A 13105-nucleotide genomic window follows, 5' to 3' on the forward strand; every position below is an offset into this window, starting at 1 on the left:
TAGTAGTTATTTTTTATTAGCACTGTCTCAATAAAGTGTGTTAAAGTTTTAAAATCTCAGGTTATTAATTGACCTGAGTATTTTTTTATTTATTAAATTTAACTTTTACACGCTTATGAAACCAGAAGACATTTTAAACGAAGATTTTTTAAAGCAATTTAAAAACGGCTCAGAACTCACTAATTTTTTAGAACAACTTCACAAACGAGGTATTGAAAAGATTCTTGAAGGTGAATTAGATGCTCATTTAGACTATGAAAAGCATCAAAAAAGTAAAGCTAATAACTTTAGAAATGGCTACACAAAAAAGAAACTAAAAACCACTTTAGGCGAAACAGAGATAAAAGTTCCACGAGATCGTGATAGCTCTTTTAGTCCCATGATTGTTAAGAAAAGAGAAAGTGCAACAGATGGTGTTGAAAATGTTATTATTTCGCTGTATGCCAAAGGAATGAGCAACAGTGACATAGAAGAACAGATACGGGAACTCTACGATTTTAATATCTCTACATCCACTATTTCAAGAATCACAGATCGCATTACCGATGATATAATAGCTTGGAAAAACAGACCCCTGGAAGCCACTTATCTCATTGTTTGGATGGATGGAATCGTTTTTAAAGTTAGAGAGAATTCCAAAGTAGTAAACAAAACCATTTACATCGCAGTTGGTCTGAGAACCGATGGTAAAAAAGAAGTTCTTGGTTTATGGTTAGGGAAAAATGAATCTTCTGCATTCTGGATGAGTGTTTTAACGGATATAAAAGCCAGAGGAACAGAAGACATATTAATTACAGCAACCGATAATTTAAACGGTTTTACAGACACTATAAAAACCATTTTCCCAAACTCAGTGACTCAAATATGTGTAGTACATCAAATTAGAAACTCCTGTCGTTACGTAGTTTGGAAAGATAAAAAAGAATTTAGCAGCGATATGAAACAAATCTATACGGCACCTACTAAAGAAGCTGCAAAAGCAGCCTTAAAAGACTTTAAAATTAAATGGGACTCAAAGTACTCTTATGCTATTAGAAGCTGGGAAAACAATTGGGATGAGCTCACTGTGTTCTTCGATTTTCCTATCGAGATTAGAACTATTATTTACACAACAAATTTAATAGAAAACCTCAATGGAAAGATTAGAAAATACACCAAAAATAAGCTGTCGTTTCCAACAGATGAAGCTGTTATGAAATCCGTGTTTTTAGCTCTAAATGAAAGTACTAAAAAATGGACAATGCCAATTAGAAATTGGGGAGTTATACTCAATCAATTTTTAGCTATATTTGAAGACAGGATTAAACTATAAAAAATTTAACCCTGAAATTTTAAACTTACACAGATTTTAGGATAGTGTCTTTTTATTATCTCAATGGGATTACTATTTCTTCTTTTTATTCTTCTTGGCTTTCTTTTCCTTTTTTCTTTTTGCTTTTGCTTTTTTTTCCTTTTTCTTAGCTTTTAATTTCGCCTTTTTAGCTTTATCCTTTTTATCTTTTTTAGTTTTGGCTTTTTTAGCCTTAGTTTTTTTCTTGGCTTTTTCTTTTGCATCGGCCTTTTCAGCCTTTTCTTTCTCTTTCTTCTTCTCTGCCTTTTTCTTTTCTGTATCTTTTTCAATTTCCGTCTCGGTTTTCGCTACGGTTTCATTTTCAGAAGCGATTACTTTCTTCATATTGGGATTTACAACATCAGCTTTCGGCGTTGCAGTCGTTTTGCTTGCTATAGGTTTTGTACTTTTAGTTGGTGCAACTGTCTCGATTTTTTCGCTGGTGTTTTTTTCTTCTATTTTTTCTTTTTTTACAGCCATAATTTCAAGTATTAGTTTTAAATTAGAATTTTCAACAACAATGAGTAGCGGTAATTTTTATTGTTATTTTATGCTTTTTTCGCAGATAGGATTATTTTAAAAACTTTCAATAGTCTAGTTAAACTTGTATATCAAGTAGTAAAATTATTCGAGCTAAATATAATGAAATGGGTAAATAAAAAAGTCCCATCCGATATTGGAATTGGTACTTTTTTAATAATGTAAAGTTTTTTTAGTTGTATTGATGATGCAAACACTTGTTTACTAAAATCAAGGATCTTATTTTTTATTTTTGGATTTGGTTTGATCTAATCCAAAGTTCGGCATTGTCGTCAATTCGGCTATTTTTACAATCACGTTAACTGCTTTTTGCATACTTTCAACAGGAACGTACTCGTATTTTCCATGGAAATTATGTCCTCCAGCAAAAATATTTGGACAAGGCAATCCTTTATAGGACAATTGGCAGCCGTCAGTCCCACCACGAATGGGCTTAATTAACGGTTTAATATTTACTTCCTTCATCGCTTTTTCGGCAATGTCAACAATATATTTTACAGGAACTACTTTTTCTTTCATGTTGTAGTACTGATCGTTGATCTCAGCTATTGCAATATCTTCCCCAAATTGTTTCGCAAATTTCTTGTTGATTTTGCGGACAATCCTGGCTACTTTTTCTTTGCGTTTTTCGAATTTAATCTTGTTGTGGTCTCTGATTATCAACTCCACAACAGTTTCCTCGATGCTTCCGCTTAAGTGGTGGACATGATAAAAACCTTCATATCCTTTTGTTTTCTCAGGTCTTTCATCTGAAGGCAATGTCGTAATAAAATCATTGGCAATTAACATGGAGTTAATCATCTTTCCTTTGGCATATCCAGGGTGCACACTTTTTCCTTTGAAAGTAATTTTGGCCCCAGCCGCATTAAAATTCTCATATTCTAATTCTCCTACTTGACTTCCATCCATAGTATAAGCCCAATCAGCTCCAAATTTTTCTACATCAAAATGGTGTGCTCCACGACCAATTTCTTCATCAGGTGTAAAACCAATTCTGATCTTTCCGTGTTTGATTTCTGGATTGTTAATTAGAAACTCCATTGCTGTTACGATTTCCGTAATTCCGGCTTTGTCGTCGGCACCCAGAAGGGTTGTTCCATCAGTAGTGATTAACGTTTGTCCTTTGTATTGTAATAAATCTTTGAAATAATCAGGGGATAAAACAATATTCTGCTCTGCATTTAGGACAATGTCTTTCCCATCATAATTTGGAATAATTTGAGGTTTTACATTGGCTCCTGTAAAATCTGGAGTGGTGTCAAAGTGCGATATAAATCCTATTGTTGGGACTTCATGATCTACATTGCTCGGTAATGTTGCCATGATATAAGATTTGTCATCGATGGTCACGTCCTGCATTCCTATGTTTTTTAGCTCTTCGACTAATCTATTGGCTAAGTCCCATTGCTTTGCTGTACTAGGTGTTGTTTCTGAGTTGGGATTTGATTCCGTGTCAACAGTAACATAACTGATAAAACGGTCTATAATATGTTGCATAAAAGTCTTTTTTAATGAGGCACAAAGATAAGGTTAATTTAGAAATTAGAGTTCAAAACTCTGATTTTGAGCTATAATTCCAGTAATAAAAAGCAATTGTTCTAGTGCATCATTTGTGCTCCTTCTTTATAAGAATTTGGTTGGCCGTAATGCATCACTTTGACTTTTATTTTTCTGCTGGTAGAGATAGTAACCAGAAAAAGATAGTCGTATTCTTGATCTTCAATGGTGGCTACTGGTCTTTTGCCTCCTAAGGCTTCGATCGTTTCTAAAACCGTATTGGAATGGCCTACAACTAAGGCCTGTTTTCCTTTGTTTTCTCTCAGTATACTTGCTGCTGCCACTTTTAAGTTTTTGGCGTCGTATAGTTTAATTTCTTTTCCTGACTTTTCGGCAGTGGGTGCTGCGGTACTTTGGGTGCGCTTGTAATTTGTACTGTAAATGGTGTTTAATGTTTTTCTTTTTAGTTTTTCGGCAAGAGCAATGGCTCTTTTATTTCCGCCCTCAGTAAGCGAAGGGTTGTTGTCATTTGGATTGTTCGTAAACTTTTCGGCATGACGAACTAAGTAAATTCTGGTTGGTTTTTCTACTTGGGCAAAAAGGCTAACGGTTAGAAATAGCAGTAGGAAGGCGAAGTAATTATTCATGTGTGTAGATTAATGGCTGCGGCTAATTTATAAATAATTATTGATTTTTTCTTAGTCTCCACTATTTCTTGTTTGTTAATGCCATTTATTATGATTAGGTTTAGACCTAAAATCCTGCAATTGTTCTACTACGTTACGTATTTTTAACAATTTTTTAAATTCCAACTTAAAATTTTAGATTATGAAAAAGGTGTTATTAGTTATTTTTTGTTTTGCTCTATTTGTAGGATGTAAGAAAGAAGAAGTGAAAGAGGAGATGAAAGAGCAAGTCAAGAAGGAAACCAGGGAAGGTACTTCTGTTTTAACTACCGCAGCATTAAAAGTGCAAGATGTTGAATTTGCAGATAATAAATATGCCGAAAGGGGTAAAAAAGCCTTAAATGATTTAACAAGGGGAGATATGGATGCATGGATGGCTCAATTTGCTGACAATGCTAAATATTATTGGAACAGTGGTGACAGTTTAGTAGGTAAGCCCGCGATCGATAAATACTGGAGAAATAGGAGAGCTAACGTTTTTGAAACTATCACTTTTGAGAATGAAATTTGGTTGCCAGTAAAAGTAAATAAGTCGGAAAACATAAAAAACCCCGGGAATTTTTTATTGGGATGGTACAAAATTACTGTTAAATACAAAGGAGGGAAGTCTATGACACAAGGGATTCATACCGTCTTTCATTTTGATGAAAATGATAAAATCGATGTGGTAAACCAGTATTTAGATAGAGCAGTAATTATAGAGGCTATGAAAAAATAAGAATTGGTTCTATAAACAAGGGTAAAACGGCATTTTTTAAGTGCCGTTTTATATATACGGTAGACTTTGTATGCCTAATTTTTATTGTTTTCTATTTATTGACATCCAGTTAAAACGGATCATTAAAAGTAAAATTTTCTAAAGTGTCAAAGCGAAATTAAAGTTGTTTTTTTTTATTTCTGTATCCAAAGTAAATTCTAATAAAATTCCAGTTTTGCATTAATACGCTTGTCAAACGAAATGATTTATAAATATAGTTTCCAAACATTTATTTATTGACGAGATAGTTCTATTTTTGCACCACACAACTAAACACTCATGTACAAATTACTTGTTCGCCGCATTCTTTTTTGGTTTGACCCAGAAAAAGTGCACTATTTCACTTTTTCATTGATTCGGATTTTGTCTAAAATACCAGGATTTTCTACGCTATTTAAAGCGCTTTATCAAGTCAATGATAAGCGATTAGAAACTGAGGTGTTTGGGTTAAAGTTTAAAAATCCGGTAGGACTTGCAGCTGGGTTTGATAAAGACGCTAAGTTGTATAAAGAATTGTCCAACTTTGGTTTTGGTTTTATAGAAATAGGAACGCTTACGCCAAAAGGACAAGAAGGAAATCCAAAAAAACGCTTGTTCCGTCTAAAAGAAGATTCAGCTATTATTAACAGAATGGGCTTCAATAATGGAGGCGTATTAGAAGCGGTGGAACAACTGAAAAAAAATACAGGTGTTTTAATTGGGGGAAATATTGGTAAAAACAAAATAACGCCAAACGAAGATGCGACGTTAGATTATGAAATTTGTTTTGATGCTTTGTTTGATTATGTTGATTATTTTGTGGTGAATGTGAGTTCGCCTAATACTCCTAATCTTCGTGCTTTACAAGACAAAGAACCATTAGCCCAATTGCTGCAAACTTTACAAAACAAGAATTTGGCAAAGCCAAAACAGAAACCCATACTGCTTAAAATCGCACCTGATTTGACTGACGAGCAGTTACTTGACATTATAGATATAGTGAAGCAAACACAAATCGCCGGCGTTATCGCTACTAATACCACTATTTCTCGTGAAGGATTGCAATCTGAAAATAAGACAGAAATGGGTGGCTTGTCAGGGAAGCCATTAACAAGACGGTCTACTGAAGTGATACGTTTTCTGTCCGAAAAAAGCAATAAAGCTTTTCCGATTATTGGTGTGGGAGGAATCCACTCTGCAGATGACGCGATAGAAAAACTCGAAGCAGGTGCTAGTTTGCTGCAATTATATACCGGTTTTATCTATGAAGGTCCAGCTTTGGTGAAAGCCATAAATCAAAAGATTCTAAGCCGCACGTAATAGAAGTTGGTTTACATTATTATCAAAATGCGTAATTCTTCATTGAGAATTACGCATTTTTATTTACTAAAAATTTTTATAATCATACCCTTTGCTACTTTGCAAGTTTTCTTATCTTTGAAACCTATGGAGCCAATAAAAATTATAGAATGTCCACGTGATGCCATGCAAGGTATTAAGCCATTCATCCCTACTGAAAGCAAAGTTGCATACATTCAATCTTTATTGAGAGTAGGTTTTGACTCAATCGATTTTGGAAGTTTTGTGTCGCCAAAAGCGATTCCGCAAATGCAGGATACCGCTGCTGTGCTTGCACAATTAGATTTATCGCAAACAAAAAGTAAACTTTTGGCTATTATTGCCAATACCAGAGGGGCACAAATGGCCTCTGAGCATGCTGAAATTAAATATTTAGGGTATCCTTTCTCGATTTCTGAGAATTTTCAGATGCGGAATACCCACAAAACTATAGCAGAGTCCCTTGTCACCCTGCAGGAAATTCTTGATATTGCAGAGAAAACAAATAAGAAAGTAGTTGCTTATTTGTCTATGGGCTTTGGAAACCCATACGGTGATCCTTGGAACGTAGAAATTGTTGCTAATTGGACCGAAAAGTTATCAAACATGGGAGTGAAAATTTTGTCGCTTTCTGACACGGTCGGCAATTCTACTCCTGACGTAATTAGTTATCTGTTCTCTAATTTGATTCCAAAATACCCTGAAATTGAGTTTGGAGCCCATTTGCATACTACAACAGACAAATGGTTCGAGAAAATAGACGCTGCTTACCATGCGGGTTGCCGCCGATATGATGGCGCTATTCAAGGCTTTGGAGGATGTCCTATGGCTAAAGACGATTTAACTGGAAATATGCCAACAGAAAAGCTGTTGTCTTTTTTTACTGCCAATAAAGAAAACACTAATCTAAATCCATTAAGCTTTGAAAGTGCTTACAATGAGGCTTCTAAATTGTTTGGGGAGTTTCATTAGAGTTGCGGCCGTTCATTTAGCAGCAATAGTTGATCAGTGAGAAGTAATAAGTTAATAATTGCAACGTTATTATTAAAAGGAATACTTTATTTTTAGCTCTTTAAACTTTATTATGAAGCAATACCAGCCCAATAAAATTTTAGGATTTCTACTCGTTGTACTGTCTTTGTTTTCATGTAGCAGTAATTTAGACTTTGATCAAGTAAACGACTTTATAGCAGACCCTGTTTTTATTGCAAATTTAAGCTCTTTTGATGTTCCGGCCAATCAATTTATGGAGAATGGAATGGAGAAGAATGTTACTTTTGATGCACAGGAATTTGATGTTTTTCAGGATTCTTTTTTTCGTAAAAATTTAAGACAAGCTGACTTCTTTTTCGAAATCAATAATACTATTAAAAGGCCTTTTACTGTCGATATCGTCTTTTTAGATGGAAATAACCAAACGCTTCATAATATTAATTTTGATGTTCCTGCCTTTTCAGGAACTGAAAATTTAGTATTCCAAACAGAAATTTTTGAGAATACTAAACTCGATTTATTGAAAAGAGCGAGGAGAATGACTTTTGGTATAAGAATTGGACCCGGTCCAGCTATAAACACGTCCAGCTCTGGAAGTTTAAAATTGCGTTCAAGTGCAACTGCTTACCTGCTGATAAAATGAGTAAAAGATATTTATTTGTGCTGCTGATTTCCATCAGCTGCCTGTCACAAAACAAACAAATCTTATACAATTTCACTTCAGTGCCACAGTCTTTAATGATTAATCCGGGCGCTGATGTTAGTTATAAATTTTATTTTGGTGTTCCTTTAGTGTCTGGTATTTCTGTTAGTGCTGGATCGAGTAGTTTTTCAGCTCACGATTTATTTGCTAATAATGGAGTAGATTTTAATACAAAAATACGGGATGTGGTATACCGCTCTTCGCGACAGGATTTTTTAGCTATGAATGAACAAATAGAACTATTCAGTAGCGGTATAAAATTGGGAGACTGGTTTGATAACAAAGGATACCTTTCGTTTGGAATGTATCAGGAATTTGATTTCCTGATGTATTTGCCTAAGGACATAGCGATACTTGCATTGGATGGAAACGAGAATTATCTCGGTAAGTCATTTAACTTAGGAGATTTAAGTTTAAGGGCTGAGATGCTTTCTGTGCTACATGTGGGTTTCCATAAAAATGCAACTGATAGGCTTATTCTTGGAGCTAGGGCCAAAATTTATATGAGTCCTTTTAGTGCGACTTCGACGAGAAACTCAGGATATGTTTATACCGTTCCTGCTGCAACTACAGTTTACGAGCAAGCCATTTACTCCGATCTGCAATTGAATACGTCTGGAATTTCAGAATATATTGCTGAAGGTTATGAAGGTGATGCAGCCGGTGATATCAGAAAAAAGGCTTTATTTGGCGGAGATTTGGGACTTGGCTTTGATTTGGGACTGACCTATTACCCTAAAAAGAATATTCAGATAACAGCCAGTATCCTTGATGTTGGATTTATTAACCATAGCAAGGATGTTGAAACATTTACTTATAAAGGCTACTATAAATATGAGGGTATAAATCCTAATTTTAATAGAATTGATGATCCGGACAATGTCTATCAGCAATTTAGTGATGCAATCCCGTTAGATACCGTTCACAACAGATATACGACTTGGAGGCCCGCGAAAATTAACGGCTCTTATCAATATTCTTTTAATGATTCAAGAGGAGGAGCGGAGTGCAATTGTATTAGAACGGAATCGGAATATAGAAATGCAGTGGGAGCACATCTGTTTGTGATGACCACTCCCAGAGTGCCCATTATGGCATTGACTGGATATTATACAAGAAATGTTATCGATAACTTACAGTTGAAAGCAACCTACACGGTGGATCCCTATTCGTTTAAAAACATAGGCTTTGGCTTCTCAAGTACTTTAGGTAAATTCAATTTATATGTAATGGCTGATAATCTTTTGGAATATCGCGATTTGTCGAAAGCCAATAGTTTGTCCTTGCAATTTGGTTTTAATTTTATTTTCAAAGACAGTGAATCGCTCGACTAAGTTTGCATTTTTTTGTCGGTGGCAAATCTGTTAATTGATTGAGCAAATAAAGAGGATAGGGAAATTGCTTTTTAGTACTAGTGATCGAAATTTGAACTAGAGAACTGTTTTAACATCTCTAGTCTCTGACTTTTTTAAATCAAAATAATTCGCTATCTTTGCACGCAATTCAACTACAATTGCAACATGATAGCACATAACTCCAAGATTATCGGCGAAGGTTTAACGTATGATGACGTATTATTAGTACCAAACTACTCCAATGTGCTTCCTCGCGAGGTAAGTATTCAAACAAAATTTTCAAGAAATATAACGCTAAACGTTCCTATTGTATCCGCTGCGATGGATACCGTTACTGAAAGTGCTATGGCTATCGCTATGGCTCAAGAAGGTGGCATAGGTGTTTTGCATAAAAATATGACAATCGAGCAACAAGCTGCCAAAGTACGTAAAGTAAAACGTGCGGAGTCAGGTATGATTATCGACCCTGTTACCTTACCGCTTACTGCTAAAGTCGCGGATGCGAAAAATGCAATGAAAGAATACGGAATTGGTGGTATTCCAATTATCGATGAAGAGCACCGATTAAAAGGAATCGTTACTAATAGAGATTTGCGTTTTGAAAAAAACAATGCAAGACCTATTATTGAGGTAATGACAAGTGTAAATTTAGTTACCGTTGCCGAAGGAACTTCATTAGAACAGGCCGAAGTAGTTTTGCAAGGGCATAAAATCGAGAAGCTTCCAGTTATAAACAAAGAAGGCAAATTAGTGGGTTTAATTACGTTTAGAGACATTACTAAATTAACGCAAAAACCCAATGGTAATAAAGACGTTTACGGTCGTTTGCGTGTAGCAGCAGCTATAGGCGTTACGGGTGACGCATTAGAAAGAGCGACAGCTTTAGTAAACGCTGGTGTTGATGCTATCATCATTGATACGGCTCACGGGCATACGCAAGGTGTGGTAAATACGTTGAAAGAAGTAAAAAATAAATTCCCTAATATAGATGTAATCGTGGGTAATATTGCGACTCCCGAAGCCGCACTCTTCCTTGTTGAAAACGGTGCCGATGGTGTGAAAGTAGGAATTGGGCCTGGTTCAATTTGTACCACTCGTATCGTTGCTGGAGTTGGTTTCCCTCAATTTTCTGCAGTTCTTGAAGTTGCAGCAGCATTAAAAGGCACTGGAGTTCCAGTAATTGCTGATGGAGGAATTCGCTATACAGGAGATATTCCTAAAGCAATAGCTGCAGGTGCTGATTGTGTGATGTTAGGTTCACTTCTTGCAGGTACAAAAGAATCTCCAGGAGAAACTATTATTTTTGAAGGAAGAAAATTTAAGTCCTACCGCGGAATGGGATCTGTGGAAGCGATGGAAGGTGGTTCGAAAGACCGTTATTTCCAAGATGTAGAAGATGATGTAAAGAAACTAGTTCCAGAAGGAATTGTAGGTCGTGTGCCTTACAAAGGCGAGTTGAACGAAAGTATGCTTCAGTTTATTGGAGGTCTTCGTGCAGGAATGGGCTATTGTGGATCAAAAGACATACCAACCTTACAGGAAACGGGACGTTTTGTTCGCATTACAGCGAGTGGTATCAACGAAAGTCACCCTCACAATGTAACGATTACAAAAGAGTCTCCTAATTACTCGAGATAAATAAGAGCATAGATTAGAATACAAAAGCTGTCTAAAGTGGAAACACTCGAGACAGCTTTTTTTTGTTTACGTCATTTAGCACAAGGAGTTCTTTTCGATTAGCACTTTTTCCAAAATTTTCGCCAACTTTTCCAAAAAGTCGTAAGAATGGAATTCTTTACCCGAAAAACATCGTCTATATAGCGTTCTTGAGTGTCGTTGATAACTTAATGATTAATGATTGCTTTACATAGGAATGACAGTTGGGCGGTACCTCTTATTCAGATTTATATTTTTCTTGATTCTTCAGTCTTTTTTGTTCATAATAATAAGCTCCTTTTCGCAATGTCATTTTGTTTTCTTTTATGAGAAAAAGGTGGTCTTGTTTTTTAGTTTCTTTGTTCACACTCATTATTACAATTATATTTTCGTTAACATTGACAATGTCATATTTATGAATGTCCCAAGTCAATATGCTATCTGAACTAATATTCCATTTTTGTGGTCCAATTACCAAATCATCATCTACATTAAAATTTTTAAAATGTCCATTTTCATTTCTTTCCAAATTGTCAGCAGTCATATCTTTATTAAAACTCCAAAACGTGTAATTAGGGTAAACTTGAGAATAAACAACCCAACATTCGTTGGTTTTGGTTATAAATTTTTTTTCTAAACTATTTTGATTGAAACATCCAAAAATAAAGATTGCTTGCAGAATTATTAAAATTATCTTTTTCATATGGGTTTCTTGTTTCTCACAGCGATTGGCAGCTACACGATTTACAAGGTATTAGAATCCGAGAATTTTCGGATTAACGCGAACATCATCTCGAAACGGTAATTCCACTAAACTCCAGCTAGCTCAAAGCTGTTACAGGAAGCCTTGATTTATCATAAGTCTGTTGTTAACATTATATCGGCTGTTTACGCATCGGTTATTTTTATGTCACTTAGATTTTACCATATACTTTTTCTCTTTCACCGCCAGGAGCAGTCCATTCGTTATAACTTAATTCAATTGGTTGAAATTCGAGGCCAGTACAACCGGCATCTTCTATTTCTTTTTTTAAGTTCTCTGAAGCGATATGTTTTACACCACCATATCTTACCATAAATAAATCTTCTGAAACACCATTTTTAATATATATATTGTTTAATGATATTTCATCCAATATATTTCTATTATCAATAATTGAATTAAACTCAACTATCGAATCAACTTTTATGAGTTCAGTTTCATTTATTTTTTTTGGATTATATTTCCTGTAACTGACTGTTGTTTTAGAAAAATCAATAAATTCGTTGTTTATTTCATACATATTTATTGAAAAGTAATCATCATATTCAATATCATCTTTTATAACTGATGTCTTAAAAAATTGTAACCCTTTTGTTCTATGTTTTTCAATAATATTTTTCAATTTTTCACTCATTATTAAATGAAGATTACCCCCAGCATTAACATTGCTTATCAAATCAGTAATTTTTGCTTTCTTGTGTAAAATCGGAATTGGCACAATTGGGTCAAAATCTACTTTTTGAAAATAAATATTGTTTAGCAATTTAGGATTGTCAATATTGCCATAATTCCATGCTATAGTTTCAGATTGGAAAAACTTACCTACAATTTTAGTATTCATACTGCGCTGAATGCTGTAATACATAATTTAAAAATTTAATTGATTAATTGGTGTGTTTGGACTGTTTTGAATTGCGGTTCTAATTTCGTTAATAACGTCAGCAACTTTATCATAGCATTGTTTTGGTGTGGCATTAGGGTTAGCAATTCTAAAATTCTCTAATTTCTGAAAAATCTTACCATCATAATTTGCATGACTTCCATTATGAACAGCCCTACTCAAAGGTATTCCATTTAATGCCTCATTCAAATGGAAAGCATCGGCAGATTTAAATGCTTTTTGTACTATTTCATTAGTTTGCAAGTTTAAAGGGATTATATGATGTGCTTGGTTTAGATTTCCAACAGCTAATCCAAGTACTTTTCTTAGTTGTGCTCTGCAAGTGTTGTCAGTGCCAAAATAAATTGTACCATCTATTAAAACTTTCCATGTAAGTTTGACTTTGGTTCCTATTGTTGCAACTGTTTTTATTTTTACAGCGTATCCACCCGAGCAACTACATATTGTTTAGTTCAATAAGATTAATGATAGGAGCGTAATGTTACAATGATTTAGATTCCGCTAGCCGCTTGTAATTGTGGGGATACAGGTCTGTAATATTCTTGTGGTTTATAGATTGGATATTCTCAAGGGTATATTTGAGCCACTCAAAAGGATTTACGTTATG

The 13105-nt window shown here is 34.7% G+C and carries 13 protein-coding genes; 7 read left to right on the plus strand and 6 right to left on the minus strand.

The features are described 5' to 3' along the window. The first annotated feature begins 115 nt into the window (after positions 1-115). Positions 116-1312 carry an IS256 family transposase gene (locus A3SG_RS0115200; RefSeq protein ID WP_016990861.1) on the plus strand — a complete coding sequence of 399 codons (1197 nt, stop codon included), beginning with the start codon at positions 116-118 and terminating at the stop codon, positions 1310-1312. Between the two features lie 72 nt (positions 1313-1384). On the opposite strand, the gene A3SG_RS21685 is transcribed toward A3SG_RS0115200, so the two are convergent. The 3 genes from A3SG_RS21685 to A3SG_RS0115220 all read right to left on the minus strand — a co-directional run bounded on the left by A3SG_RS21685 (position 1385) and on the right by A3SG_RS0115220 (position 4014). Then, positions 1385-1810, minus strand: a complete 426-nt coding sequence (locus tag A3SG_RS21685; RefSeq protein ID WP_016990862.1) for a hypothetical protein — start codon at positions 1808-1810, stop codon at positions 1385-1387. Positions 1811-2089: 279 nt separating this feature from the next. Then, a complete protein-coding gene (gene pepT / locus A3SG_RS0115215) occupies positions 2090-3367 on the minus strand; it encodes a peptidase T (RefSeq protein ID WP_016990864.1) in 1278 nt (425 codons plus the stop codon). A gap of 101 nt (positions 3368-3468) precedes the next feature. After that, positions 3469-4014, minus strand: a complete 546-nt coding sequence (locus tag A3SG_RS0115220) for a SixA phosphatase family protein (RefSeq protein WP_016990865.1) — start codon at positions 4012-4014, stop codon at positions 3469-3471. A gap of 181 nt (positions 4015-4195) precedes the next feature. Here A3SG_RS0115220 and A3SG_RS0115225 point away from each other — a divergent pair, with 181 nt between their 5' ends. The 6 genes from A3SG_RS0115225 (at position 4196) to guaB (ending at position 10816) form a co-directional block, all read left to right on the plus strand. Further along, positions 4196-4771 (plus strand): nuclear transport factor 2 family protein, encoded by a 576-nt coding sequence (locus A3SG_RS0115225; RefSeq protein ID WP_016990866.1) that lies wholly within the window; start codon positions 4196-4198, stop codon positions 4769-4771. A gap of 318 nt (positions 4772-5089) precedes the next feature. Continuing rightward, positions 5090-6109 (plus strand): quinone-dependent dihydroorotate dehydrogenase, encoded by a 1020-nt coding sequence (locus tag A3SG_RS0115230; RefSeq protein ID WP_016990867.1) that lies wholly within the window; start codon positions 5090-5092, stop codon positions 6107-6109. A 126-nt stretch (positions 6110-6235) separates the two neighbouring features. Further along, positions 6236-7099, plus strand: coding sequence for a hydroxymethylglutaryl-CoA lyase (locus tag A3SG_RS0115235; protein ID WP_029596842.1), 864 nt, complete (start codon positions 6236-6238; stop codon positions 7097-7099). Between the two features lie 112 nt (positions 7100-7211). Next, the gene (locus tag A3SG_RS0115240) at positions 7212-7763 is read left to right on the plus strand and encodes a hypothetical protein (RefSeq protein ID WP_016990869.1); all 552 of its coding nucleotides are present in this window, start codon (positions 7212-7214) and stop codon (positions 7761-7763) included. Next, positions 7760-9157, plus strand: a complete 1398-nt coding sequence (locus A3SG_RS0115245) for a DUF5723 family protein (protein WP_016990870.1) — start codon at positions 7760-7762, stop codon at positions 9155-9157. The genes A3SG_RS0115240 and A3SG_RS0115245 overlap by 4 nt, the downstream gene beginning before the upstream one ends. A 186-nt stretch (positions 9158-9343) precedes the next feature. Beyond that, positions 9344-10816, plus strand: a complete 1473-nt coding sequence (gene guaB / locus A3SG_RS0115250; protein ID WP_016990871.1) for an IMP dehydrogenase — start codon at positions 9344-9346, stop codon at positions 10814-10816. A 256-nt stretch (positions 10817-11072) separates the two neighbouring features. On the opposite strand, the gene A3SG_RS0115255 is transcribed toward guaB, so the two are convergent. The 3 genes from A3SG_RS0115255 to A3SG_RS21930 form a co-directional block, all read right to left on the minus strand. Beyond that, complete coding sequence (locus A3SG_RS0115255) at positions 11073-11537, minus strand: hypothetical protein (protein WP_016990872.1); 465 nt, start codon at positions 11535-11537, stop codon at positions 11073-11075. Positions 11538-11748: 211 nt separating this feature from the next. Further along, positions 11749-12438, minus strand: coding sequence for an imm11 family protein (locus A3SG_RS0115260; RefSeq protein WP_016990873.1), 690 nt, complete (start codon positions 12436-12438; stop codon positions 11749-11751). A 27-nt stretch (positions 12439-12465) separates the two neighbouring features. Then, on the minus strand, positions 12466-12942 hold the full coding sequence (locus A3SG_RS21930; protein ID WP_083832472.1) for an AHH domain-containing protein: 477 nt from the start codon (positions 12940-12942) through the stop codon (positions 12466-12468). Positions 12943-13105: the final 163 nt, after the last annotated feature.

It is taken from the genome of Flavobacterium sp. ACAM 123 (assembly GCF_000264055.1).
Classification (GTDB): Bacteria; Bacteroidota; Bacteroidia; order Flavobacteriales; family Flavobacteriaceae; genus Flavobacterium.